Source organism: Streptomyces sp. NPDC041713 (genome assembly GCF_055591085.1).
On record NZ_JBVIZY010000003.1, the window covers coordinates 554414 to 578197 of the forward strand.

The window sequence follows — 23784 nt, forward strand, 5'->3', positions numbered from 1 at the left end:
CGCCTCCTGTCTGTCACGGTCCCTCGGGACGGCCTTTATGCCGAGCTGATGTATCGACTCGATACATCGAGACGATAGAACGGCGATCCGGATGAGACAAGAGGGGGCACGGTGAACGGCGTCACATCACCGATTCGTAGGAAGTAACTTGCCTGATTTGGGGTGAACTTCGGCTCTACGAGGGTTTTGACGGTGCGTAGTCTGTGCGCCATGCATGCCACCGGGAACCAAGTGACGCCGGGGAGCGTCGTGGTCCCCGGTGCAGTGCGGGTGAGCTCCGGAACGGGCGCATCCGTACTTCGGGGGGACCGGAAACCAGCCGCCGTTTCCAGGCGTGGACAGCTGCGCCTGCCCGAGGAGTAATCGTTCGATGAGCGAGCACCGTCGCAAACCGCCGCAGCCGCAGGGCGGCGGACGCGCCGCGGCCCGGCGCGGCGCCCCAGCAGCGCCGTCGGGCCGCCGTGCGGCACCGCGGGGCGACACCGGATCGCCCTCTTCTTCTTATGGGGCTTCGGGATCAGGCACTCCGGATGACGGAGGCCGTCCCTACGGCGGCCGGGCCGAGGCCCGGCGCGCCGCACAGCGCAGCGGTTCCATCGGGGCGAGCGGCGGCCGCCGCAGGGCGCCCGACGGAGGCGGGCGCTCGGGCGGTGGCGGCCGTCGTGGCGGTGGCGGCCCCGGTGGTCCGAGCGGGCCGGGCCGTGGCAGGGGGCGCGGTGGTGCCGAGCCGCCCCGCAAGAAGCGGTTCATCGACTACCCGCGCGCGGGCAAGTACGGCGCGCGGCGCTGGGTCCCGTCGTGGCGCCTGGTCTCGGGTGTGTTCCTCGGCTTCCTCGGCAGCGTGATGGCGGTCGCCGGCATCTCGTACGCCTTGGTGGAGGTGCCCGAGGTCGACAAGGCGGCCAAGGCGCAGAACAACGTCTATTACTGGGACGACGGCAAGCAGATGGTCGCGACCGGCGGTGAGCGCAACCGCCAGATCATCGACTACGACGACATCCCCAAGGAGATGCGCTTCGCCGTCATGTCGGCGGAGAACAAGACCTTCGAGGACGACAAAGGCGTCGACCCGATGGGCATCACCCGCGCCCTGGTGAACATGGCCAAGGGCGGGCAGACCCAGGGTGGCTCGACGATCACCCAGCAGTACGTGAAGAACGCGCGCCTGGGCGACCAGTCGCAGACGTTCACCCGTAAGTTCAAAGAGCTCTTCATCTCCATAAAGGTCGGCCGGACGGTCTCCAAGGAAGACATCATGGCCGGCTACCTCAACACCGCGTACTACGGGCGTGGGGCGTACGGCATCCAGGCAGCCGCCCGGGCGTACTTCAACAAGGAAGCCAAGGAGCTGGACCCGAGCCAGTGCGCGCTTCTCGCCACCGTGCTCAAGGGCGCCACGTACTACGACCCCGCCGGCTACCCCGAGATCGACCCCGCCGCCAACTCGCAGGACAACACCACACGTGCCAAGAAGCGGTGGTCCTGGATCCTCGACGAAGAGGTCAAGGACGGTCGGCTGACCGCCGCCCAGCGGGCCAAGTACCAGGACTTCCCGAAGCTGCAGAATCCGCGCTCGAACATCGATCTGGCGGGCCAGACCGGCTACCTCGTGGACCTGGCCAAGGCGTACGTCATCCGGAACACCAAGATCACCGCCGAGCAGCTCCAGCAGGGCGGCTACGAGATCCACACGACCTTCAACAAGGCGAAGGTCAAGGAGCTCGAGGACTCGGTGAACAAGGTCCGCAAGGCGAAGATCAAGCCGAAGCTGCGCCCGGAGAAGGACACGCACGTCCAATTCGGCGGTGCCTCGGTGGAGCCCGGGGACGGCGCGATCAGGGCCATCTACGGCGGTGAGGACGCGACGAAGCACTTCACCAACAACGCCGACCAGACCGGTGCCCAGGTCGGTTCGACGTACAAGCCGTTCGTGCTGGCCGCCGCGTTCAAGAACGGCGTGCGCAACCCGGACCTCGGCGAGGTCCAGGCGGACAGCGAGCGCACGGTCGTCAACCCGAAGAGCCTGTACAGCGGCAAGAACAAGCTCAAGATCCAGAAGTACGACGGAAACGTCTGGACCGACCGCGACGGCAAGGAATGGCTCCAGAAGAACGACGGCAATGAGTCGTACAACCCCCCGACCTACCAGATCGACCTCCGCGAGGCGATGAGGCAGTCGGTCAACTCGGCCTATGTACAGCTCGGCATGGACGTCGGTCTGGACAAGGTGAAGGAGTCGGCCATCGCCGCCGGCCTCAAGGACGACCGGTCCATGGCGAGCGCCAACTACCCGTCCTTCTCGCTCGGCACCTCGTCGCCGAGCGCGATCCGGATGGCGGGGGCGTACTCCACCTTCGCCGCGAGCGGTGAGCAGAACGACCCGTACTCCGTCACCGAGGTGCAGCACGAGGGCGACACGGTCTACAGCCACAAGAAGGAGACCAAGCGCGCCTTCGACGACACGGTCGCGGACAACGTCACCGACGTGCTGCGGACGGTCGTGGAAAAGGGCACCGGCACGTCGGCCAAGCTCGTCGGCCGCCAGGTCGCGGGCAAGACCGGTACGACGGACGGCAACAAGTCCGCCTGGTTCGTCGGCTACACCCCGCAGTTGTCGACGGCGGTGAGCATGTACCGGCTCGACGACGACGAGTCCAACAAGAAGCGGCACTTCCTGGAGATGTTCGGCACGGGTGGCGAGGAGAAGATCCACGGCGCCTCGTTCCCCGCGCAGATCTGGCAGGACTACATGGAGCGGGCGCTCAAGGGTGAGCCCGTGAAGAACTTCCCCGTGCCCGGGCCGATCGGTGAGGTCGTCGGTGAGACCCCGCCCCCGACGACCGCTCCCACGAAGTCCGAGGAGCCGCCGAAGACCACGTCGCCCTCGCCCTCGGATTCCAAGTCCTCCAAGCCTCCGACGAAGTCGCCCGACCCCGGGGAAACCTGTGACCCGCTCGACTGGGACTGCAACCACGACGGCGGCCAGGAGAACGGCGGAGCCGAAGGGGGCGTTGGCGGCGGTCCCGGCGGCCCCGGCGGCCAGTCACCGCCCGCTACGGAGGACCCGGACGGTGGCGGGGTCAACGAGGGCAACGAAGACGGCGGAAGCCACTTCATCGGTGGTCCGGGCTGAGCCGAGCTCGCGGGAGTGACCCGGTGAACCGCCGGGGCACGGTCCACGGATGTTTCACGTGAAACGAGAGCCGTGGAAACGAGGGTCGTCGCGCCGATGGGCGCGGCGGCCCTCTCCGCGTTCCCCGTCGCGTACGGCAGGATGGCGGGCATGCCCAGTGCAGACCCCCACAGCGCAGATTCCCCCGGCGCGCATTCTCATGGTGCAGAGCACGAGAGCGTCGGCCCCCACAGCTCAGGACGGATCGGTGCGGGCTCGGGCACCGAGACCGCGCTCGCGAGCGAGCACGAGCCGGTGGACCCGCGGGAGCCGGAGCCCGAGCCGGTGCGGCCGACCGAGGAGGACGAGGTCGCCAGGGCCAGCAGTGAGCTGATCGGGGGCCCGACGGGACGAAGAGTGCTGTTCGCGCCCAGCTGGTGGACCCCAGTGCGCATCATCGCGCTCGTCGCCCTCGGGATGTTCGCGCTCGGAATGATCCAGAAGATGCCGTGCTACAACGGCGCCTGGTTCTTCGGGGCGAGCTCGCAGTACACGCACGCCTGCTACTCAGACATCCCGCACCTCTACCAGGGCCGCGGTTTCGCCGACGGCCTCGTGCCGTACTTCGACAAGCTGCCCGGCGACATGGAGTACCTGGAGTACCCGGTCCTGACCGGGGTGTTCATGGAGGTGGCCTCCTGGCTGACTCCCGGCAGCGGCTCCATCCAGCATCAGGAAAAGATCTACTGGATGGTCAACGCCGGGATACTGATGGCCTGCACCGCGGCCCTCGCCCTCTGCGTCGCCCAGACCCATCGGCGCCGCCCCTGGGACGCCCTGCTCGTCGCTCTCGCGCCCGCGCTCGCCCTGACGGCCACCATCAACTGGGACCTGCTCGCCGTCGCTCTCACGGCCGCCGCGATGCTGATGTGGTCACGCGCGCGTCCGCTCGCCTTCGGTGTGCTCCTCGGGCTCGCCACGGCCGCCAAGCTCTACCCCGTGCTGTTGCTCGGGCCGCTGCTGATCCTGTGCTGGCGCGCGGGACGATGGCGGGCGTTCGGGGCGGCCCTGGCCGGCACGGTGGGCACCTGGCTGATCGTCAACCTGCCGGTGATCCTGCTCGCCGGCGACGGCTGGTCGAAGTTCTACACCTTCAGCAAGGAGCGTGGCGTCGACTTCGGCTCCTTCTGGCTGATCCTGTCCCAGCGCATGGACTCCCCGCTGAGTACGGACACGGTCAACACCCTGGCGACGATTCTGATGCTCCTCGCCTGTCTGGCCGTCGGCGCGCTCGGACTCACCGCGCCGCGCCGCCCGCGCTTCGCGCAGCTCGCCTTCCTGGTGGTCGCCGCCTTCGTCCTCACCAACAAGGTCTACTCGCCGCAGTACGTCCTGTGGCTGATTCCGCTCGCCGCGCTCGCCCGCCCGCGCTGGCGGGACTTCCTGATCTGGCAGGCGTGCGAGGTCGCGTACTTCCTGGGGATCTGGATGTACCTCGCGTACACGACGAGCGGAGACGCCCACAAGGGCCTGCCGACCGAGGGCTACCAACTGGTCACCGCCATCCACCTGTTGGGCACGCTCTACCTCTGCGCAGTGGTCGTGTGCGACATCCTGATGCCCGAACGGGACGTCGTACGGCGGGCGGGGGAAGACGACCCCTCGGGGGGTGTGCTGGACGAGGCGGAGGACGTCTTCGTCCTGGGGCACACGGGCCGCGCCACCGCGTCTTCCGCCGTGAAGTGGGGAACAGAGCCCAGGCGCGTTCGCTGAGGGCGAACGGGCCGACAGAGGTGGAAGACGGAGGGGCCGGTACGACGCGTGGTCGTACCGGCCCCTCCGTCTACCGCTCTCGGTGTCTTCTCAACGGTCGACGATCCGGTCGAACTGCGTGGTGGTGTGCCGCAGATGGGCCACCAGCTCCTCGCCGACCGTCGGCTCCGGCGCGTCGGACGGCACGAACAGGATCGAGACCTGCATGTGCGGCGGCTCCGCGAACCAGCGCTGCTTGCCCGCCCAGACGAAGGGCGAGAGATTGCGGTTCACGGTCGCGAGGCCCGCACGGGCCACGCCCTTGGCGCGCGGCATCATGCCGTGCAGCGCCTTCGGGGCCTCCAGGCCGACGCCGTGCGAGGTGCCGCCCGCGACGACCACCAGCCAGCCGTCCGACGCCGCCTTCTGCTGGCGGTAGCCGAAGCGGTCGCCCTTGGCGACAGCGGTGACGTCCAGGACGGCGCCCCGGTACTCGGTGGCCTCGTGGTCGCCCAGCCAGAGGTTCGTACCGATCCGCGCGCGGAACCGGGTCTGCGGGAACTGCTGCTGCAGACGCGCCAGTTCACCCGCCTTGAGGTGGCTGACGAACATCGTGTGCAGCGGAAGCCGGGCCGCGCGCAGGCGGTCCATCCAGCCGATGACCTCCTCGACGGCGTCCGAGCCGTCGGTGCGGTCCAGCGGCAGGTGGAGGGCGAAGCCCTCGAGGCGCACGTCCTCGATCGCGGCGTGCAGCTGCGGGAGCTCCTGCTCGCTGACGCCGTGCCGCTTCATCGAGGACATGACCTCGATGACGACGCGGGCGCCCACGAGGCCGTAGACGCCGTCGAGCGACGACACGGAGCGGATCACGCGGTCGGGCAGCGGCACCGGCTCCTCGCCCCGCCGGAACGGGGTCAGGACCAGCAGGTCGCCGCTGAACCAGTCCTTGATCCTGGCGGCCTCGTAGGTGGTGCCCACGGCGAGGACATCGGAGCCGAAGCGGGTGGCTTCCTCGGCGAGGCGCTCGTGACCGAAGCCGTAACCATTGCCCTTGCAGACCGGGACGATGCCCGGGAACTGCTCCAGCAGGTGCTTCTGGTGTGCCCGCCAGCGCGCGGTGTCGACATAGAGCGTGAGCGCCATGGCTGGATCCCGGAACCTTTCTCGTGCCTGCGGTGTATCGGAGTGGTGGAAGGAGATTGTGCGGGATCAGCGGCGCGACATGTAGATGTCGAGCGCCTTGTGCAGCAGCTTGTTGAGCGGGAAGTCCCACTCGCCGATGTACTCGGCGGCCTCGCCGCCGGTGCCGACCTTGAACTGGATCAGACCGAACAGGTGGTCGGTCTCGTCCAGCGAGTCGGAGATGCCGCGCAGGTCGTAGACGGTGGCCCCCATGGCGTACGCGTCGCGCAGCATCCGCCACTGCATCGCGTTCGAGGGCCGGACCTCACGCCCGATGTTGTCCGACGCGCCGTAGGAGTACCAGACGTGCCCGCCGACGACCAGCATCGTCGCGGCCGACAGGTTCACGCCGTTGTGCCGCGCGAAGTACAGCCGCATGCGGTTGGGGTCCTCGGAGTTGAGGGACCGCCACATCTGCTCGAAGTAGCCGAGCGGCCGCGGGCGGAACTTGTCGCGCACCGCGGTGATCTCGTAGAGCCGCTGCCACTCGGCGAGGTCCTGGTAACCGCCCTGGACGACCTCGACGCCGGCCTTCTCGGCCTTCTTGATGTTGCGCCGCCACAGCTGGTTGAAGCCCTTCTGGACCTCGTCCAGGGAGCGGTTGGCCAGCGGCACCTGGAAGACGAAGCGGGGCTGCACGTCGCCGAAGCCGGCGCCGCCGTCCTCGCCCTGCTGCCAGCCCATCCGGCGCAGCCGGTCGGAGACCTCGAAGGCGCGCGGCTCGATGTGCGTGGCCTCGGTGTCCCGCAGGCGCTTCACGTCCGGGTTCTGGATGCCTGCCTTGATCGCCGGAGCGTCCCAGCGGCGGATCACGACCGGCGGACCCATCTTCACGGAGAAGGCGCCCTGCTGCTTCAGATGCGCCAGCATCGGCTGCAGCCACTCGTCGAGGTTCGGGGCGTACCAGTTGATGACCGGGCCCTCGGGGAGGTACGCGAGATAGCGCTTCAGCTTGGGCAGCTGTCGGTAGAGCACCAGGCCGACGCCGACCAGCTGACCGGTCCTGTCGTCGAACCAGCCCAGGTTCTCCGAGCGCCATTCGCTCTTCACGTCAGCCCATGCCGGGACCTGGCAATGACTCGCCGACGGCAGTGTCTGGATGTACGCCAGATGCTGCTCGCGACTGATGGTCCTCAGGGTCAGACTCATTCGGGGCGCTCCTCGGGCTGGTGTGTCCCCATGGGTACAGGGGCTCCGGCTCTCGCGCCGAAGCCTACTGCGCCCCGCGAGCGCCCTGTCTGGGCGTACGGAACTCAGCACCCCGGTCCGCGTGCGCGACCGGGGCGCCCGGAGGCCGTCAGCCGACGATTCCGCCGAAGAGACCGCCGTGTGCCATGCCCAGGAAGAACCCGACCGCCGATGCGCCGAGGCCGAGGATCAGGCCGAAGCGCTCGCGCGTGGTCACCGAGATGAACTGGCCGTACGCGCCAGCGGCGATCCCGATCAGGCCTGCCCACGAGCTGATCAGATGGAGGTTGTGGAACATCGCCGTCACGAAGGCGATCACCCCGAGCACCAGGGTCACGCCGAGCAGCGTGTCCTGGAGCGGATGGGCTTTGCCGTCGGTGGCGAAGAGAGACGTGCCGGTATTCGGTCGCATTGCTTGTGCCATGGAGGCACCTCCTGCGGAAGGCGGCGCATCGTAGCGCCGTACACACCCGATGTGTACAGATTCTGCCCGTCCGACGCCGGATTTCAACCGGAAGCCTCGGTGCGGGTACTCTGTACCGTCTGCACCGGTGTCTGCCCTGGCCACAGCAAGAGCCCCCGTTCGCGGGAGTCGATTGTCAGTGGCGGCCGATACCGTTGCGTACGCATCACGACCCTCCTGCCACGGAACGACCGTGGCCGCTGAGTCCAAAGGAGGTGGGTTCCACATGCGTCACTACGAAGTGATGGTCATCCTCGACCCCGATCTCGAGGAGCGCGCTGTCTCCCCGCTGATCGAGAACTTCCTCTCCGTCGTCCGTGAGGGCAACGGAAAGGTCGAGAAGGTCGACACCTGGGGCCGTCGTCGTCTGTCCTACGAGATCAAGAAGAAGCCCGAGGGCATCTACTCGGTCATCGACCTGCAGGCCGAGCCTGCGGTCGTCAAGGAGCTCGACCGACAGATGAACCTGAACGAGTCGGTCCTCCGGACCAAGGTCCTCCGTCCCGAGATGCACTGAGCTCTCTAGCTCAGCAGCACCCGGGAATCGAGTAGCAGCAACAAGCAGCCAGCAGCAAACCCGCCGAGAGGTTCCCCCATGGCAGGCGAGACCGTCATCACGGTCGTCGGCAATCTTGTCGACGACCCCGAGCTGCGCTTCACCCCCTCCGGTGCGGCGGTCGCGAAGTTCCGTGTCGCGTCCACCCCCCGCACCTTCGACCGTCAGACCAACGAGTGGAAGGACGGCGAGAGCCTGTTCCTGACCTGCTCGGTCTGGCGTCAGGCGGCGGAGAACGTCGCGGAGTCGCTTCAGCGAGGCATGCGCGTCGTCGTGCAGGGCCGCCTGAAGCAGCGGTCCTACGAGGACCGTGAGGGCATCAAGCGCACGGTCTACGAGCTGGACGTCGAGGAAGTCGGCGCCAGCCTGAAGAACGCCACGGCCAAGGTCACCAAGACCACCGGTCGCGGTGGCCAGGGCGGTTACGGCGGCGGTGGCGGCGGCCAGCAGGGCGGCGGCTGGGGTGGCAACCCCGGCGGCGGTCAGCAGCAGGGTGGCGGCGGCGGTGCTCCCGCCGACGACCCCTGGGCGACCGGTGCGCCGGCCGGCGGCGGCCAGCAGCAGGGCGGCGGCGGTGGCGGCTGGGGCGGAAGCTCCGGCGGCTCCGGTGGCGGCTACTCGGACGAGCCCCCCTTCTAAGCCTCACGGCCTTCGGGCCACGGGCCGAGGGTGGGCCGTAACCCCACTTCTTGATCACACAGGAGATACACCATGGCGAAGCCGCCTGTGCGCAAGCCTAAGAAGAAGGTCTGCGCTTTCTGCAAGGACAAGGTCACGTACGTGGACTACAAGGACACGAACATGCTGCGGAAGTTCATTTCCGACCGCGGCAAGATCCGTGCCCGCCGCGTGACCGGCAACTGCACGCAGCACCAGCGTGACGTCGCCACGGCCGTGAAGAACAGCCGTGAGATGGCGCTGCTGCCCTACACGTCCACCGCGCGATAAGGGAAGGGTGACCGACTAATGAAGATCATCCTCACCCACGAGGTCTCCGGCCTCGGTGCCGCCGGCGAGGTCGTAGACGTCAAGGACGGCTACGCCCGCAACTACCTGATCCCGCGGAACTTCGCGATCCGCTGGACCAAGGGTGGCGAGAAGGACGTCGCGCAGATCCGTCGTGCGCGCAAGATCCACGAGATCGCGACCATCGAGCAGGCCAACGAGGTCAAGGCTCAGCTCGAGGGCGTCAAGGTCCGTCTGGCCGTCCGCTCCGGCGACGCCGGTCGTCTCTTCGGTTCCGTCACCCCGGCCGACGTCGCTTCGGCGATCGAGGCTGCCGGTGGTCCGAAGGTCGACAAGCGCCGCGTCGAGCTGGGCTCGCCCATCAAGACCCTGGGCGCCCACACGACGTCCGTGCGTCTGCACCCCGAGGTTGCCGCGAAGGTCAACGTCGAGGTCGTCTCCGCCTAAGCGCTGCGCTTGGCAGAGTTGAAGCAATCGTTGGGCCGCACCCCTGGGGTGCGGCCCAACGTGCTTCGTGGATGGCGCTGCGGGGACGTGCTGCGTGGAGCGTGGCCGTGCTGCGTGGCTTGTTTCACGTGAAACAGAGCGTGTCGCCCGGTTTCACGTGAAACAGGGTGCGTCGCCCGTCGGCCGTACCCTCAGCGCTTCGTCCTCAGCGTGTGGCGCCCGTGACGAGCCAGCGGCCGGAGCGGGAGCGCAGCCACAGGGTCAGCATCCGGACCGCCATCATCAGCGTCATCGCTCCCCACAGGGCGGTCAGGCCGCCGCCGAAGGTCGGTACGAGCAGGGCGACCGGCGTGAAGACGGCCAGCGTGGCGATCATGGCCCAGGCCAGATAGGGCCCGTCGCCCGCTCCCATCAGGACACCGTCCAGGACGAAGACGATCCCGCAGATGGGCTGGGCGAGCGCGATGACGACGAGGGCCGGCAGGGCCGCGTCCTGGACGTCGCCGTCGCCGGTGAAGAGCGGGATGAACACGGGCCGCGCGAGGACGACCAGCAGGCCGAGGACGACGCCCGAGGCGATGCCCCACTCGACCATCCGCCGACAGACGGCGCGAGCACCGTCCGGATCGTCGGCGCCCAGGTAGCGACCGATGATCGCCTGGCCCGCGATGGCGATGGCGTCGAGGGCGAAGGCCAGCAAACTCCATAGGGACAGCACGATCTGGTGGGCGGCCACGTCGGAATCACCGAGGCGGGCGGCGACGGCGGTCGCGATCATCAGGATGGCGCGCAGGGAGAGGGTGCGGACCAGCAGCGGTGCACCGGCCTGGGCGCAGGCCCTGATGCCGGCGGCGTCGGGGCGCAGCGAGGCGCCGTGCCGGTGGGCACCGCGTACGACGACGTAGAGGTAGATGACGGCCATGCCGCACTGGGCGATGACGGTGCCCCAGGCGGAGCCCGCGATACCGAGGTCCGCGCCGTAGACCAGGCCGACGTTGAGGACGCCGTTGGCGACGAAGCCGCCGATCGCGACGTACAGCGGGGTTCTGGTGTCCTGCAGGCCGCGCAGCACTCCGGTGGCGGCGAGCACCACGAGCATGGCGGGGATGCCGAGCGAGGAGATCCGCAGATATGTGACGGCGTAGGGGGCCGCGGTCTCCGACGCGCCGAAGAGCTCCACGAGGGCGGGAGCGGTGGGCAGGACGACGGCGATGACGGCGGCGCCGAGAAGCAGCGCGAGCCAGATGCCGTCCATGCCCTGGCGGATGGCGGACTGCAGATCGCCGGCGCCCACCCGGCGCGCGACGGCGGCCGTGGTGGCGTAGGCGAGGAAGACGAAGATGCTCACCGCGGTGGTGAGGAGCGCCGAGGCGACGCCGAGACCGGCCAGTTGCGCGGTGCCGAGGTGGCCGACGATGGCGCTGTCGGCCAGCACGAAGAGGGGCTCGGCGACGAGCGCGCCGAATGCGGGAACGGCGAGCGAGATGATCTCTCGGTCGTGCCGTCGCCGGGCGGCCTTGGGCGCCGCGGGAGCCTGTGTCATGAGCACCAATGTAATCTTCCACAGGTAAGAGATGCAATGCTTTAGAGACCCTTACCTGACTGCTCTTTCCGTGTGCCGCGGGGCGTGGTTTGCAACGATCTTGGTCCGACCGGGGAAGTTTTTCTTCTGCACAGCCGGTGGATGGGAAAGGTGCAGGTCAGAGGTGTTCCGAGAGGCGGGCTGAGGGCTTGTTCACAGGCCTGTCCACCGGCCCGTGCACAGGTTTTGCGGGGTTCTCCACAGCCTGGGGTCCGTCATCCACACCGCCTGTGGATAACCAGATTGGCTGACGGTGCCCACAGGCCTACCGTGGTCCGGCGCCCGCCTCGTCGTACGACCTCGGAAACCCCGTAAAACCGACGCGTCAGAACCGGAGTTGGGCCCGCTTATTTGTCAGTGTCGTGCCGTAACAAAGAGGGGCACGGCGAGGTCCGCTCGGCGGACGGGAGGAGGTGGCCCGGTGAGTATCTCCGAGCCTTTGGACGACCCCTGGGCCGACAGCGGTCCCAGTGACCGTCTGCCCGTCTCCCGTCAGCGCCGCGACGGAGGCAGGGGCCGCGACGAGCAGCACGACCGGGGCCGGGAGAGCGGCTGGGACGGCGGGGGTTCGTCGTTCGAGCGTGTCCCGCCGCAGGATCTCGACGCGGAACAGTCCGTGCTCGGCGGCATGCTGCTGTCCAAGGACGCCATCGCCGACGTCGTCGAGGTGCTCAAGGGCCACGACTTCTACCGCCCGGCGCACGAGACGATCTACGCCTCGATCCTCGACCTGTACGCGAAGGGCGAGCCGGCCGACCCCATCACCGTGGCGGCCGAGCTCACCAAGCGCGGCGAGATCACCAAGGTCGGCGGCGCATCGTATCTGCACACGCTGGTCCAGACGGTCCCGACCGCGGCGAACGCCGAGTACTACGCGGAGATCGTCCACGAGCGCGCGGTGCTGCGCCGCCTCGTCGAGGCCGGCACCAAGATCACGCAGATGGGATACGCGGCCGACGGCGACGTCGACGAGATCGTCAACAGCGCTCAGGCCGAGATCTACGCGGTCACCGAGCAGCGCACGACCGAGGACTACCTTCCGCTCGGCGACATCATGGAGGGCGCCCTCGACGAGATCGAGGCGATCGGCTCGCGGTCAGGAGAGATGACCGGTGTGCCGACCGGCTTCACCGACCTCGACCAGCTCACCAACGGCCTGCACCCGGGCCAGATGATCATCATCGCGGCCCGCCCCGCCATGGGTAAGTCGACGCTCGCGCTGGACTTCGCGCGAGCCTGCTCGATCAAGCACAACATGCCGAGCGTGATCTTCTCGCTCGAAATGGGGCGCAACGAAATCGCGATGCGTCTGCTGTCCGCCGAGGCGCGGGTGGCGCTGCACCACATGCGGTCCGGCACGATGACCGACGAGGACTGGACCCGTCTCGCCCGGCGCATGCCGGACGTCTCGGCCGCCCCGCTCTACATCGACGACTCCCCGAACCTGTCGATGATGGAGATCCGCGCCAAGTGCCGCCGCCTCAAGCAGCGCAACGACCTGAAGCTCGTCGTCATCGACTACCTGCAGCTGATGCAGTCGGGCGGCTCCAAGCGGTCCGAGAGCCGCCAGCAGGAAGTCTCGGACATGTCGCGAAACCTGAAGCTCCTGGCCAAGGAGCTGGAGCTGCCGGTGATCGCGCTCTCGCAGCTGAACCGTGGCCCCGAGCAGCGCACGGACAAGAAGCCGATGGTCTCCGACCTGCGTGAATCCGGCTCGATCGAGCAGGACGCGGACATGGTGATCCTGCTGCACCGCGAAGACGCGTACGAGAAGGAGTCCCCTCGCGCGGGCGAGGCGGACATCATCGTGGGCAAGCACCGTAACGGCCCGACGGCGACGATCACCGTCGCGTTCCAGGGTCACTATTCGCGCTTCGTGGATATGGCCCAGACCTGATCCCGCTCTCGCCATGGCTCGGCGGTCGCTTCTGAGGCTCGCCTTCGGTCGTCCGGTTCAGAAGGCGCTGAGCCCGGTGAGTTCGCAGGAGAGGTTCCAGAGCCGGGCCGCCGCGTCCGGGTCGACGGCCCAGGGTTTGACGCCGCCGATCAGCATGTCGTCGGTGGTGGCGGGTTCGGCGACGTCGCAGTCCTGGCAGTACGCCCCGCCGTGGCCGTCCAGCAGGGGTGAGGTCGCCGCCCACACTGCCGTCGCCGCGCCCTGTTCAGGGGTCTTGAAGCCCGCGGCGGGTGTGCCGTTTTGGGTGATCCAGCCCTGGGCGAGCTGCTCGTCACGGGGGATGTGGCGCTGCAGTGGCGTGAGGATGCTGCCGGGGTGGACGGCGAAGGCGTGCAGGCCGCGGGTGGTGCCGAGCCGGTCGAGGTGCAGGGCGAAGAGGGCGTTGGCGGTCTTGGACTGGGCGTACGCCAGCCAGCGGTCGTAGCCGGAGCGGAAGTGCGGGTCGTCCCACCGGATGTCGGAGAGGAAGTGCCCGGAGGAGGCGACGGCCACCACGCGGGCCCCGGTGGCCGCGAAGGACGGGGACAGGCGGTGGGCCAGCGCGAAGTGCCCGAGGTGGTTGACGGCGAAGTGCGCCTCCCAGCCCGGGCCGACGCGTGTCTCCGGGCAGGCCATCACGCCCGCGCCGTTGATGAGGACGTCGAGGGAGGGGCCTGTCTCCAGGAACCGTTCGGAGAAGACGCGGACGCTCTCCAGGTCGGAGAGGTCGAGCGCCCGCACCTCGGTCCGGGGGAGGCCGTGCAGGGCGGCCTCGGCGGTGTCGGGCCTGCGGGCGGGGACGATGACGTGGGCGCCCGCGTGGACGAGGGCGCGGGTGGTCGCGAGCCCGAGTCCGGAGTAGCCGCCCGTGACCAGGGTCGTGGCACCCATCAGGTCCACGCCCGCGAGTACGTCCGTAGCCGTGCTGTGGGCGTCGAATCCGGTGCCGAGCTTGTGCTGTTCGGTGATCATGGGCGGGACGCTAGGACCTTGAGCGCAGGCTAGGTCAAGCGGTCGCAGCGGAGGCCGGTTCAAGCGGTCGATACGGTCCTGGCATGAGCGAGGACGCGGGTGGGCTGCCCGACGAGACGACGAGGATGCCGAGCACGACGAGGACGCCGAGGGCCACGAACCGGCTGTCCATCGGCCAGGTGGCGGAGGCGACCGGCCTGAGCGTGCACGCACTGCGCTTCTTCGAGCGTGAGGGGCTGTTCCTCCGCGAGATCCCACGCTCCGGCGGGGGACAGCGCGTCTACGAACAGGCCGATGTGGACTGGCTCCTGCTCTGCCGGCGGCTGCGCGACTCGGACATGCCGATCGCCACGATCCAGAGATTCGCGGCGCTCGTACGCTCCGGGCCGGGCAACGAACCGGAGCGCCTTGCGCTGCTCCAGGAGCACGAGCGCGCCGTCCGAGCGAAGATCGACGGCCTCGCCGCCTGCCTCGATGTCATCCACGGCAAGGTCGTCACCTATGAGCAGCACCTGCGCGACGGGACGGCGGCCGGGCTCTGGTCACACCCTCGGTGAGGCGGCGGCTCGACTCGGGGGCGGCTCCCGGGTGAACTGGTCCCATGACGACACCTCATGAAGACGCCCGGCCCTACGAAGGGCTCCAGCCGTACGAAGGGCTCCAGCCGTACGAAGAGCTCCAGCCGTGCGAAGACCTCTTGCCGTCCACCCGCCGAGCCCTGCTGCACCGCATCGCCGTCGCGCAGCGGGAGGGCCGTACCCCCTCCTTGGTCGCCGCCGTGGCCCGGGACGGTGCGCTGGTGTGGAGCGGCGGCCGCAGCATGGTGGACGGCCACGCGCCGGACGAGAACGTCCAGTACCGCATCGGTTCGATCACCAAGACCTTCACCGCCGTGCTGGTGATGCGGCTGCGGGACGAGGGCGTACTGGACCTTGGCGACCCGTTGGAGAAGCACTTGCCGGGCACCGGCGTGGGGGAGGTCACCATTGCCGAACTCCTCTCCCACACGGGCGGGTTGGCCGCTGAGACGCCGGGAGCCTGGTGGGAGCGCACGCCCGGCTCGACGCGCCCGGAACTCTCCGATGTGCTGGGTGAGGAGCCCTTCAAGCACCCCGTGGGCCGGCGCTTCCACTACTCCAACCCCGGTTACACCGTGCTCGGTTCGCTGGTGGAGGCGCTGCGCGGCGCCCCCTGGGAGGAGGTACTGCGCCGCGAGGTGCTGGAGCCGCTCGGCCTGAACCGGACGAGCGCACAGCCGCAGGAGCCGCACGCGGGTGGCTTCGCCGTGCACCCCTGGGCGGACGTGATGATGCCCGAGCCCGTCGAGGACCTGGGTCTGATGGCTCCGGCGGGCCAGCTGTGGTCCACCGCGGCCGACCTGGCCCGCTTCGGGGACTTCCTCGTGCGGGGGAACGACCGGGTGCTCGCCGCGGAGTCCGTACGGGAGATGCGCACGCCGTCGGCTCCCCTGCAGACCGGCGAATGGGACAGGGCCTACGGTCTGGGGCTGGATCTGGTGCGCTGGCAGAAGGGCAGCCTGGCGGGTCACGGTGGATCGCTGCCGGGCTTCCTGGCGGCGTTGTGGGTGAGTGAGGCCGACGGGCTCGTCACCGTCGCACTGGCCAACTGCACGTCGGGGCCCCCGGTGTCGACGCTGGCCGTGGACCTGCTGAAGACCGTGGCCGACGCCGAACCGCGTATCCCGGAGCCGTGGCGCCCGCTCACCGACGTCGACGAGAAGGCCTTGGAGGTGACCGGCCCCTGGTACTGGGGGACCCAGGTGCTCGCTCTTCGGCTGACGGCCGATGGTGAGCTCGATCTTGGGCCGCTCTCCGGCGCGGGACGACAGGCGCGGTTCCGGTCCAACGGCGACGGCACCTGGACGGGACTCAACGGCTACTACGCGGGGGAGTTGCTGCAGCCGGTACGGCGACCCGACGGCTCGGTGAGCCACCTGGACCTGGGGTCGTTCGTCTTCACCCGTGAGCCTTACGACGCGGGAGCGCCGGTTCCCGGCGGCGTGGACCCACAAGGGTGGCGCGGTTTCCCGTAGGCGTTGCTGCGGTGCACCAGGTCGGGCGGCCTGTTTCACGTGAAACAAGGCGTGTGAGCCAAGGCGTGTGATCCAAGGCGTGTGAAGCAGGCCGCTCTTTGCTGTCGCTCCGTCAAGCGACGTCTCAAAGCTGCAGCTTGAAGCCCACGTGCGACGCCGAGAATCCCAGTCGCTCGTAGAAGCGATGCGCGTCGGTGCGCGAGGCGTCGGAGGTCAGCTGCACCAACTGGCAGTTGTGGCGGCGGGATTCCTCGACGGCCCACTCGATGAACCGTGTACCGAGCCCGCTGCCGCGCTCTTCGGCATGGATGCGTACGCCCTCGATGATCGACCGGGTGGCGCCCTTGCGGGAGAGCCCCGGGATGATCGTGAGCTGCAGGGTGCCGACGACGCGGCCCTCACGCTCGGCGACGACGAGATGCTGGTTCGGATCGGCGGCCAGAAGCTCGAAGGCGGTGACGTACGGAGCGAGGTCGTCCGGCGACTCGCGCGCGGCGCCCAAGGGGTCGTCGGCGAGCATGCCCACGATGGCGGGCAGATCCGCAGCGGTGGCAGGGCGTATTTCGAGATCTCCCATGGCCGCAGCCTATGCGGGCCGGCTGCGGCGCGGGGTGGGGCCCACTGCGGCCACCCCACCCGTGCCCGCTCCTATGCGGGCACGCGCAACGTCTCGACGGCCTTGACCAGCGGGGCCAGCTCCGGGTTCTGTGCCGCCTCGTCGAGCGCTTCGCGCAGCGCCGCGTCGTTGGTGGGACGCGCCTCGGCGAGCAGCGCGGCACCGGCCTCGCTGACGTCCGTGTAGATGCCCCGGCGGTCGGTGGGGCACAGGTAGCGGGAGAGAAGGCCGCGCTCCTCGAGCCGGGTCACCAGGCGGGTGGTCGCGCTCTGACTGAGCACCACCGCGTCGGCGACCTGCTTCATCTGCAGGTGACCGCCTTCACCGTCGTGCTGGCGGTTGAGGACGTCGAGGAGCCCGTACTCCCGCACGCTCAGGTCGTGCTTGGCCTGGAGGGCGCGCTCGACGTGGGCCTCGATCTTGCCGTGGAGCAAGGAGAGGGCGCACCAGCTCTGTGCGAGCGCGGTGAGTGCGGGGTCTGTCGCTGTCATGGCTCTTGTTCCTCCGTCCCGGAGCGGCTGCACCCAGAGTAGTCCACCGATGCAATATCCGGCGGTTGCAATTAACCCGCGCGTGCAACTATTGTGTACGCACGTTAAGCGCACCTGCAATCGTTTGGAAGGTAGATCCATGCCTCTCGCGCTTCTGGCCCTCGCGATCGGGGCCTTCGGGATCGGGACCACCGAGTTCGTGATCATGGGACTGCTTCCCGAGGTCGCGGGTGACTTCGGCGTCTCCATCCCGACGGCCGGCTTCCTCGTGACCGGCTACGCCCTCGGTGTCGTGCTCGGCGCTCCCCTGATGACCGCTCTCGGCACCCGAATCCCGCGCAAGCGGATGCTGATGCTCCTGATGGGCCTCTTCGTCCTCGGCAACCTGCTCTCCGCCGTGGCCCCGGTCTTCGGCGTGATGCTGGCCGGCCGCGTCGTCGCCTCACTCGCCCACGGCGCCTTCTTCGGTATCGGCTCGGTCGTCGCGGCCGAACTGGTCGCTCCGGAGAAGAAGGCAGGAGCGATCGCCATGATGTTCTCGGGACTCACGGTCGCCAACGTCGTCGGTGTCCCGCTCGGCACGCTCGTCGGACAGGCCATCGGCTGGCGGATCACCTTCGTGATCGTCGCCGCCCTCGGCGTCCTCGGCCTCTTCGGGATCGCCAAGCTCGTGCCGGACCTGCCCAAGCCCGAAGGCGTGCGGCTGCGCGACGAGATCGGAGCCTTCCGCAACGTACAGGTGCTGCTCGCCATGGCGATGACGGTCCTGGGCTTCGGCGGCGTCTTCGCGGCCATCACCTACATCACGCCGATGATGACGGACGTCGCCGGTTACGCGGACTCCTCCGTCACCTGGCTGCTCGTCCTCTTCGGACTCGGCATGGTCGGCGGCAACCTGGTCGCCGGTCGGCTCGCGGACCGGGTGCTGATGCCGATGCTCTACGTGACGCTCGGTTCCCTCGCTCTGGTGCTGGGTCTGTTCACCCTGACCGCGCACAACAAGATCGCGGCCGCCGTGACCGTCCTGCTGATCGGCGCCCTGGGCTTCGCGACGGTGCCGCCGTTGCAGAAGCGCGTCCTTGACCACGCATCCGGCGCCCCGACGCTGGCCTCCGCGGTCAACATCGGCGCCTTCAATCTGGGCAACGCGCTTTCGGCGTGGCTCGGCGGGCTCGTCATCTCCGCCGGCCTCGGCTACACCGCCCCGAACTGGGTCGGCGCGGTCCTCGCCGCCTCCGCCCTCGTCCTGGCCCTGGTCTCGGCCGCCCTGGAGCGCCGCTCCACCGGCCCCGGCCTCGTCATGGCGGGCGGGACGCCGACCCCCGTCGAGCAGGCGGCACCCGCCGAGCAGCCGACGCCCGTCCACCACTGAGCCCTCACTCCCTCCCCCGGGTGCCGCCCGAACTCCTGGCACCGACCGGGCGATCCAGTACCGCAACACCAGGCGTTACCTCGTACCACCTCGCAAGGAGAAACCCCTCATGACCACCATCCCCGCCACCGCCGTCGCCCCGCTGACCATCGAGGACGCCGAGGTTCTCGTCACCGCGGCCCGCCGCGCCGCCGAGGCCGCCGACGTCACCGTCAGCGTCACCGTCCTCGACGCGGGCGGTCATTTGCTCGCCTTCCGGCGGGACGACCGGGCCGTGCTGATCTCCGGCGAGACCAGCACCCGTAAGGCGTACACCGCCCTGCAGTTGAACGCGCCCACCGCCGACCTGGTCGACGCCGTCCAGCCCGGGGGCCTCTTCCACACCCTGCCCACCGCCCTCGACCGCCCGCTGCTCTTCATCGCGGGCGGGGTGCCGGTCCACCGTGACGGCCGGCTGATCGGCGCCGTCGGCGTCGGCGGTGGCGCGCCCGAGCAGGACCACGGCTTCGCGACGGCGGCCGTGGAGGCCCTCGCGTAGGGCGCGCAGAACATACGGCACGCAGAACGTACGGCGCGTAGAGCAGCACGTACGGATGGCGTACGAGAGAGGCCCGCCCCGGGGGAACCCGTGGGCGGGCCTCTCTCGCGTGACCTGAGTCGGCCTCTGTGCGTGGCGCCGGGCCACGCGACCGGCTCAGCCGGCGGCGACCGTCAGCGGTGCGAAGCGTCGGGTCCAGTCGCCAGGGAGCTCCGGCACTCCGTACGCCATCACGTCGTTGTCGGCGATGTGCGCGAGCCCGCTCTCCTTGGCCCACGCCAGCAGCTCTGTGTGCCGTGCGTCGATGTCGGTGCGCAGTGGGCGGTCGGTGCCTGCGCCGAGTGAGGCGATCAGGGCCTTGGCGGTCTCGGTGTCCCGGGCGATGAGCGGGCCCACGACATGGGTCTCCATGTTGGGCCAGGCACCCGCGTAGCCGACGATCTCTCCGTCGGTCTCGGCGACCCTGAGCTGGTCGGTGAAGGCCGGCAGCCGGGTGATCACATGCATGCGGTCATGGCCGAAGACTTCGGTGTCGAGCCGGAGGATGGCGGTCAGGTCCTCCGCGCTGGCCGGCCGGGTGGCGATGTCGGGCAGGGGGCCCGCGGGAACGAGGTGGCCCATGACCATCTCGGCCCGGCCGATCGCCTCGAAACCGAGCTGTTCGTACAGCGGGCGGCCGAACGGCGTCGCGTGGAGGGTCAGCGGAGTGGTGCCCGCCTCCTCGACGGCGTTCTGCATCATGCGGCGGCCGATGCCCCGCCGGGCGTACCGCTCGGCGACGAGGACCATGCCGATGGCCGCGAGGTCGGGACGCTCCGTAGAGCCGTACCGGGTCACCACGTAGGCGCCGATCAGGCCGTTGCCGTCAGGGTCGTCGATGCCGTACCCCGTGCCGGCCGACAGGAGCAGGCCCCACTTGTGTTCTTCACGCGGCCAGCCCCGGTCTTCGGACAGGTCGGCGCAGGCCGGCAGATCGCGGGGCGTCAGTCGGCGGATGGGCAGGGCGGAGAGGGAAGGTGTCGACACCTGGTTCAGGCTGTCGGACGTTCCTCCCCGGCGTCCACCTGTTTGTGGAGAGAGGCACGGTGCTTTTGGCCACGGAGCAAGTGCGCCCAGCGGCACGATGTTTCACGTGAAACACGATGCCGAGCGGTGAGGCCCGGGAGGGAGCGTGGAGGGAGGGGTGTCTGGCGGCGGGAGCCATCGCGGGGACTAGCCTCGGCGGACATGGCACGCCTACACCTCTTCGACCTGGACGGGACGCTGCTGCACGGCACGGCGGCGCCCGTGGAGATATCACGCCAGCTCGGCCTGAACGCGGAGATCGCCGAGCTGGAGCGGGACTTCGTGGCCGGACGGATCGACTCACCGGAGTACGCGCGGCGGGTGCATGTCCTGTGGGCGGAGCTCACTGACGCACACGTGACGGCCGCCTTCGACGGAGCGCCATGGCTCACCGGCATCCGGGAGACCTGGGCCGCGATCCGGGAGAACGGGGACTACTGCGCGGTGATCTCCCTCTCGCCGTCGTTCTTCGTCGAGCGGCTCATCGGGTGGGGCGCGCATGCCGCGCACGGCTCTCGCTTCCCGGACGTGCCGTTCACCATGCCGGTCGATCCGACGGGCATTCTCGATGCCGCGGCCAAGGTGAAGATCGCGGACCGGCTCTGTGCGGAGTTCGGACTGGGGCGGAGCGATTGCATCGCATACGGCGACTCGCTCTCCGACCTGGAGTTGTTCGGCGCAGTGCCCGTTTCTGTGGCCATCAACGCGGATCAACGGCTGGTGAGCCTGGCCACCCACTCTTATGTCGGGCGGGATCTACGTAAGGCGTACGAATTGGGCCGGCGCGACCGGTAATTACCGGCAATGCACTGTCAGAGCGGTGGAATTCCGGACGAGGGGTAGAGGGGCTTGTGTGTTCGGCGGCTGCCGGTAAGGTCGATCAAGGTCGTACCCGGTGCGTCTCTTCGCACCCAAGGGGTACACGCGGCACTCCAAGGGGTGCACGCGGAGGGCAATGAAGCCTAACGGCGTGGAGAGATCCAGAACTCGGACTTTCCGTTATGCGGCTGTCGAGGCAGCCGCTAATGGGATGCTGCGGTGAGACGACTGCGGACAATGTCACATTCTGGCCCTACTTGTCCGTAGGGTTCGGGGCGCCGGGGTTCAATGTGGCCGTGACGGCCGTCGAGGCAGAGCGGGGACAGCAGGCAGCAGGCAACTTCCGGCAGGAAGTGCGCAGACCGACCGAGAGATGTTCGAGGCGAGGCACAGCATGGACGCTCCGACCACCACGTCGGCGGATGACGGCACTTCCGGCGACGGAGGCGGCTGGTTCACTCCGCGCAGGCCCGCGCAGCAGCCGGAAGACGGCGCACGGCAGCGGCCCGACGGTTTCGGCGACCCGTCCGAGGGCCACGCCCGCCCGTCCGGCAACGCCGAGGCGTCGCCCGGCGTCAGCGCCCGCCCGGCTCCGGCCTCCGGCACAGCGCCTGCCGCGACGACCGCCGTCACGACTGCCGCGACGGCCACCGTGGCGGCGACGGACGAGCGAATAGCAGCCGCTCCGACCCCTCCGGCGTCACCGACCCAGCCCCAGGCCCAGTCTCAGCCCCAGCCCCAGTCGGCCTCACCCACCATCACCGCCCCGACGCCGTCCCCTTCGCGGAAGGCGTCCGCTGACGCGGTCCTGGTGCAGCGCACGATGGCGGAGATCGCCCCCGTCGCCGACAAGGTCACCTCGTACTTCTACGCACTGCTCTTCACCCGCCACCCGGATCTGCGCGCGCTGTTCCCCGCGGCGATGGACACCCAGCGGGACCGGATCCTCAAGGCGCTGCTGACCGCGGCCGAGCACATCGACCACACCGACGTGCTCGTCTCGTACCTCAAGAACCTCGGGCGAGGACACCGCAAGTACGGCACCCAGCCCGAGCACTACCCGGCCGTCGGCGAGTGCCTGATCGGCTCGCTGAGCCGGTACGCGAGCGCCGTCTGGGACGACGAGACCGAGGCCGCCTGGGTCCGGACGTACACGACGATCTCCCAGGTCATGATCGACGCGGCCGCGGAGGACGAACTGCGCGCCCCCGCCTGGTGGTACGCCGAGGTCGTCTCGCACGAGCTGAGGACCCCGGACATAGCGGTCGTCACGGTCCGCCCCGACCAGCCGTACCCCTTCCTCGCCGGGCAGTACACCAGCCTGGAGACTCCTTGGTGGCCGCGGATCTGGCGTCACTACTCCTTCGCGTCAGCGCCGCGAGCGGACGGGTTGCTGTCGTTCCACGTCAAGGCGGTCCCGGCCGGCTGGGTCTCCAACGCTCTGGTGCACCATGCCCGGCCCGGTGACGTCCTGCGCCTGGGCCCGCCCAGCGGTTCGATGACCGTCGACCACACCACGGACAGCGGCCTGCTCTGCCTGGGCGGCGGCACGGGCATCGCGCCCATCAAGGCGTTGGTCGAGGACGTCGCCGAACACGGCAGGCGCCGCCCGGTCGAGGTGTTCTACGGGGCCCGCACCGATCACGACCTGTACGACATCGACACGATGTTGCGGCTGCAGCAGGCCCACCCGTGGCTGGCCGTGCGTCCCATCGTCGACCATCGGGCGCAACTGCCGGACGCGGTGCGCGAGTACGGGCCCTGGAACGAGTACGACGCGTACCTCTCCGGACCGCCCGGCATGATCCGCAACGGAGTGGACGCGCTGCGGGACATCGGGATCCCGGACGGCAGAATCCGCCACGACGCCATCGAGGAATTGATGGCGGCGAACTAGCCGAGCAACGGACCGGGACGGACCGCGACGGGCCCGCGGATCAGCCAAGGCGGTGGATCACCGAGGTCAGCGGACCAGCCGAGGTCAGCAGATCAGCCGAGGCCGGCGGGTCAGCCGAGATCGGGTGCGTGCATCGCGCGCACCCCCTCGATGTTGCCGTCCAGGTAATGCCGCAGGGACAGCGGTACGAGATGGACCGAGGCGATGCCGACCCGCGTGAACGGCACATGCACGATCTCGTACTCGCCGCACGGCTCCTCCACCTCGGGACCGTGCCGACGGCTGGTGTCCATGGACTCCAGACGGCAGACGAAGAAGTGCTGCACCTTCACGCCGGTCGCGCCACCGTCCTCGCCGATGTGCTCCACGGTGTCGACGAAGCAGGGCACGACGTCGGTGATCTTGGCCCCGAGTTCCTCGTGAACCTCTCGGTGGAGCGCGTCCACGACAGACGCGTCCTCCGCCTCGACGCCGCCGCCCGGGGTGACCCAGTACGGATCCACACCGGGCTTGGTGCGCTTGATCAGGATCAGGTCGTCTCCGTCCAGCAGGACGGCGCGTGCGGTGCGCTTGACCACGGGTCGGACGGTCATGGTGGGAATGTGGCCCGGACTGTTCCACGTGAAACATCGCGGACCTGCGGCGCCCCCATCGGGCGCATAGCTGCCTCATCGTGATGGGACGCCGACGCAGGGTCAACTAACCTTGTCTGCACGGTTCTGCGCGCGTGGAACCGGAACGGTCCGAGTCACGAGGGGGGAGGCTCGGACCGTTCGT

General features: G+C 69.1%; 22 protein-coding genes. 13 read left to right on the forward strand and 9 right to left on the reverse strand.

The features are described 5' to 3' along the window. Nucleotides 1-370: 370 nt before the first annotated feature. Together ACZ6CV_RS12125 and ACZ6CV_RS12130 are read left to right on the forward strand one after the other, a co-directional pair. Nucleotides 371-3133: a transglycosylase domain-containing protein gene (locus ACZ6CV_RS12125; RefSeq protein WP_469250709.1), complete on the forward strand. Its 2763-nt coding sequence runs from the start codon at nucleotides 371-373 to the stop codon at nucleotides 3131-3133. Nucleotides 3134-3283: 150 nt separating this feature from the next. Next, nucleotides 3284-4885 (forward strand): glycosyltransferase family 87 protein, encoded by a 1602-nt coding sequence (locus ACZ6CV_RS12130; RefSeq protein ID WP_469250710.1) that lies wholly within the window; start codon nucleotides 3284-3286, stop codon nucleotides 4883-4885. Between the two features lie 90 nt (nucleotides 4886-4975). Here the strand turns inward: ACZ6CV_RS12130 and ACZ6CV_RS12135 are convergent, their stop codons facing one another. The 3 genes from ACZ6CV_RS12135 to ACZ6CV_RS12145 form a co-directional block, all read right to left on the reverse strand. Continuing rightward, nucleotides 4976-6007: an alanine racemase gene (locus ACZ6CV_RS12135; protein WP_355812078.1), complete on the reverse strand. Its 1032-nt coding sequence runs from the start codon at nucleotides 6005-6007 to the stop codon at nucleotides 4976-4978. A gap of 66 nt (nucleotides 6008-6073) precedes the next feature. Beyond that, nucleotides 6074-7195, reverse strand: a complete 1122-nt coding sequence (locus tag ACZ6CV_RS12140) for a lipid II:glycine glycyltransferase FemX (RefSeq protein WP_355812076.1) — start codon at nucleotides 7193-7195, stop codon at nucleotides 6074-6076. A gap of 148 nt (nucleotides 7196-7343) precedes the next feature. Then, a complete protein-coding gene (locus tag ACZ6CV_RS12145; protein ID WP_355812073.1) occupies nucleotides 7344-7658 on the reverse strand; it encodes a hypothetical protein in 315 nt (104 codons plus the stop codon). Between the two features lie 265 nt (nucleotides 7659-7923). Between ACZ6CV_RS12145 and rpsF the strand changes: the two genes are divergently transcribed. From rpsF to rplI, 4 genes are all read left to right on the forward strand, one after another. Then, nucleotides 7924-8214: a 30S ribosomal protein S6 gene (gene rpsF, locus ACZ6CV_RS12150; RefSeq protein WP_016644628.1), complete on the forward strand. Its 291-nt coding sequence runs from the start codon at nucleotides 7924-7926 to the stop codon at nucleotides 8212-8214. 78 nt (nucleotides 8215-8292) lie between these two features. Continuing rightward, entirely contained in the window at nucleotides 8293-8892 is a 600-nt protein-coding gene (locus tag ACZ6CV_RS12155) for a single-stranded DNA-binding protein (RefSeq protein ID WP_469250711.1), read from the forward strand. Nucleotides 8893-8964: 72 nt separating this feature from the next. Further along, entirely contained in the window at nucleotides 8965-9201 is a 237-nt protein-coding gene (gene rpsR / locus ACZ6CV_RS12160; RefSeq protein WP_003949403.1) for a 30S ribosomal protein S18, read from the forward strand. 18 nt (nucleotides 9202-9219) lie between these two features. Further along, nucleotides 9220-9666 carry a 50S ribosomal protein L9 gene (rplI, locus tag ACZ6CV_RS12165; RefSeq protein ID WP_355812067.1) on the forward strand — a complete coding sequence of 149 codons (447 nt, stop codon included), beginning with the start codon at nucleotides 9220-9222 and terminating at the stop codon, nucleotides 9664-9666. Nucleotides 9667-9871: 205 nt separating this feature from the next. On the opposite strand, the gene ACZ6CV_RS12170 is transcribed toward rplI, so the two are convergent. Continuing rightward, nucleotides 9872-11209: an MATE family efflux transporter gene (locus ACZ6CV_RS12170; protein WP_469250712.1), complete on the reverse strand. Its 1338-nt coding sequence runs from the start codon at nucleotides 11207-11209 to the stop codon at nucleotides 9872-9874. Between the two features lie 460 nt (nucleotides 11210-11669). Here ACZ6CV_RS12170 and dnaB point away from each other — a divergent pair, with 460 nt between their 5' ends. Beyond that, a complete protein-coding gene (gene dnaB, locus ACZ6CV_RS12175; RefSeq protein WP_355812061.1) occupies nucleotides 11670-13145 on the forward strand; it encodes a replicative DNA helicase in 1476 nt (491 codons plus the stop codon). 57 nt (nucleotides 13146-13202) lie between these two features. On the opposite strand, the gene ACZ6CV_RS12180 is transcribed toward dnaB, so the two are convergent. Continuing rightward, a complete protein-coding gene (locus ACZ6CV_RS12180; RefSeq protein ID WP_469250713.1) occupies nucleotides 13203-14156 on the reverse strand; it encodes an SDR family NAD(P)-dependent oxidoreductase in 954 nt (317 codons plus the stop codon). 125 nt (nucleotides 14157-14281) lie between these two features. On the opposite strand from ACZ6CV_RS12180, the gene ACZ6CV_RS12185 reads away from it, so the two are divergent. Both ACZ6CV_RS12185 and ACZ6CV_RS12190 read left to right on the forward strand, forming a co-directional pair. Continuing rightward, nucleotides 14282-14713 (forward strand): MerR family transcriptional regulator, encoded by a 432-nt coding sequence (locus ACZ6CV_RS12185; RefSeq protein ID WP_469250897.1) that lies wholly within the window; start codon nucleotides 14282-14284, stop codon nucleotides 14711-14713. A gap of 44 nt (nucleotides 14714-14757) precedes the next feature. Beyond that, nucleotides 14758-16209 carry a serine hydrolase domain-containing protein gene (locus tag ACZ6CV_RS12190; RefSeq protein ID WP_469250714.1) on the forward strand — a complete coding sequence of 484 codons (1452 nt, stop codon included), beginning with the start codon at nucleotides 14758-14760 and terminating at the stop codon, nucleotides 16207-16209. A 124-nt stretch (nucleotides 16210-16333) separates the two neighbouring features. Here the strand turns inward: ACZ6CV_RS12190 and ACZ6CV_RS12195 are convergent, their stop codons facing one another. Both ACZ6CV_RS12195 and ACZ6CV_RS12200 read right to left on the reverse strand, forming a co-directional pair. Continuing rightward, a complete protein-coding gene (locus tag ACZ6CV_RS12195; RefSeq protein ID WP_362375369.1) occupies nucleotides 16334-16786 on the reverse strand; it encodes a GNAT family N-acetyltransferase in 453 nt (150 codons plus the stop codon). A 71-nt stretch (nucleotides 16787-16857) separates the two neighbouring features. Next, nucleotides 16858-17316 carry a MarR family winged helix-turn-helix transcriptional regulator gene (locus ACZ6CV_RS12200; protein WP_355812044.1) on the reverse strand — a complete coding sequence of 153 codons (459 nt, stop codon included), beginning with the start codon at nucleotides 17314-17316 and terminating at the stop codon, nucleotides 16858-16860. Nucleotides 17317-17455: 139 nt separating this feature from the next. Here ACZ6CV_RS12200 and ACZ6CV_RS12205 point away from each other — a divergent pair, with 139 nt between their 5' ends. Together ACZ6CV_RS12205 and ACZ6CV_RS12210 are read left to right on the forward strand one after the other, a co-directional pair. Then, the gene (locus ACZ6CV_RS12205; RefSeq protein ID WP_469250715.1) at nucleotides 17456-18688 is read left to right on the forward strand and encodes an MFS transporter; all 1233 of its coding nucleotides are present in this window, start codon (nucleotides 17456-17458) and stop codon (nucleotides 18686-18688) included. Between the two features lie 118 nt (nucleotides 18689-18806). After that, nucleotides 18807-19226, forward strand: a complete 420-nt coding sequence (locus tag ACZ6CV_RS12210; protein WP_469250898.1) for a GlcG/HbpS family heme-binding protein — start codon at nucleotides 18807-18809, stop codon at nucleotides 19224-19226. A gap of 156 nt (nucleotides 19227-19382) precedes the next feature. Here ACZ6CV_RS12210 and ACZ6CV_RS12215 read toward each other — a convergent pair whose 3' ends face one another. Next, entirely contained in the window at nucleotides 19383-20252 is an 870-nt protein-coding gene (locus ACZ6CV_RS12215; protein ID WP_469250716.1) for a GNAT family N-acetyltransferase, read from the reverse strand. Nucleotides 20253-20453: 201 nt separating this feature from the next. Here ACZ6CV_RS12215 and ACZ6CV_RS12220 point away from each other — a divergent pair, with 201 nt between their 5' ends. Further along, nucleotides 20454-21086, forward strand: coding sequence for an HAD family hydrolase (locus tag ACZ6CV_RS12220; RefSeq protein WP_469250717.1), 633 nt, complete (start codon nucleotides 20454-20456; stop codon nucleotides 21084-21086). Nucleotides 21087-21483: 397 nt separating this feature from the next. Then, complete coding sequence (locus ACZ6CV_RS12225) at nucleotides 21484-23007, forward strand: globin domain-containing protein (protein WP_469250718.1); 1524 nt, start codon at nucleotides 21484-21486, stop codon at nucleotides 23005-23007. Nucleotides 23008-23117: 110 nt separating this feature from the next. Here the strand turns inward: ACZ6CV_RS12225 and ACZ6CV_RS12230 are convergent, their stop codons facing one another. Further along, nucleotides 23118-23600, reverse strand: coding sequence for an NUDIX hydrolase (locus tag ACZ6CV_RS12230; RefSeq protein WP_362375351.1), 483 nt, complete (start codon nucleotides 23598-23600; stop codon nucleotides 23118-23120). Between the last annotated feature and the right edge of the window lie 184 nt (nucleotides 23601-23784).

Excerpts from the sequence above, each read along its gene's own strand:
- ACZ6CV_RS12125 (WP_469250709.1), top strand. The coding sequence starts at position 371 with ATGAGCGAGCACCGTCGCAAACCGCCGCAGCCGCAGGGCGGCGGACGC.
- ACZ6CV_RS12130 (WP_469250710.1), top strand. The coding sequence starts at position 3,284 with ATGCCCAGTGCAGACCCCCACAGCGCAGATTCCCCCGGCGCGCATTCT.
- ACZ6CV_RS12135 (WP_355812078.1), bottom strand. The coding sequence starts at position 6,007 with ATGGCGCTCACGCTCTATGTCGACACCGCGCGCTGGCGGGCACACCAG.
- ACZ6CV_RS12140 (WP_355812076.1), bottom strand. The coding sequence starts at position 7,195 with ATGAGTCTGACCCTGAGGACCATCAGTCGCGAGCAGCATCTGGCGTAC.
- ACZ6CV_RS12145 (WP_355812073.1), bottom strand. The coding sequence starts at position 7,658 with ATGGCACAAGCAATGCGACCGAATACCGGCACGTCTCTCTTCGCCACC.
- rpsF (WP_016644628.1), top strand. The coding sequence starts at position 7,924 with ATGCGTCACTACGAAGTGATGGTCATCCTCGACCCCGATCTCGAGGAG.
- ACZ6CV_RS12155 (WP_469250711.1), top strand. The coding sequence starts at position 8,293 with ATGGCAGGCGAGACCGTCATCACGGTCGTCGGCAATCTTGTCGACGAC.
- rpsR (WP_003949403.1), top strand. The coding sequence starts at position 8,965 with ATGGCGAAGCCGCCTGTGCGCAAGCCTAAGAAGAAGGTCTGCGCTTTC.
- rplI (WP_355812067.1), top strand. The coding sequence starts at position 9,220 with ATGAAGATCATCCTCACCCACGAGGTCTCCGGCCTCGGTGCCGCCGGC.
- ACZ6CV_RS12170 (WP_469250712.1), bottom strand. The coding sequence starts at position 11,209 with ATGACACAGGCTCCCGCGGCGCCCAAGGCCGCCCGGCGACGGCACGAC.
- ACZ6CV_RS12180 (WP_469250713.1), bottom strand. The coding sequence starts at position 14,156 with ATGATCACCGAACAGCACAAGCTCGGCACCGGATTCGACGCCCACAGC.
- ACZ6CV_RS12185 (WP_469250897.1), top strand. The coding sequence starts at position 14,282 with ATGCCGAGCACGACGAGGACGCCGAGGGCCACGAACCGGCTGTCCATC.
- ACZ6CV_RS12190 (WP_469250714.1), top strand. The coding sequence starts at position 14,758 with ATGACGACACCTCATGAAGACGCCCGGCCCTACGAAGGGCTCCAGCCG.
- ACZ6CV_RS12195 (WP_362375369.1), bottom strand. The coding sequence starts at position 16,786 with ATGGGAGATCTCGAAATACGCCCTGCCACCGCTGCGGATCTGCCCGCC.
- ACZ6CV_RS12200 (WP_355812044.1), bottom strand. The coding sequence starts at position 17,316 with ATGACAGCGACAGACCCCGCACTCACCGCGCTCGCACAGAGCTGGTGC.
- ACZ6CV_RS12205 (WP_469250715.1), top strand. The coding sequence starts at position 17,456 with ATGCCTCTCGCGCTTCTGGCCCTCGCGATCGGGGCCTTCGGGATCGGG.
- ACZ6CV_RS12220 (WP_469250717.1), top strand. The coding sequence starts at position 20,454 with ATGGCACGCCTACACCTCTTCGACCTGGACGGGACGCTGCTGCACGGC.
- ACZ6CV_RS12225 (WP_469250718.1), top strand. The coding sequence starts at position 21,484 with ATGTTCGAGGCGAGGCACAGCATGGACGCTCCGACCACCACGTCGGCG.
- ACZ6CV_RS12230 (WP_362375351.1), bottom strand. The coding sequence starts at position 23,600 with ATGACCGTCCGACCCGTGGTCAAGCGCACCGCACGCGCCGTCCTGCTG.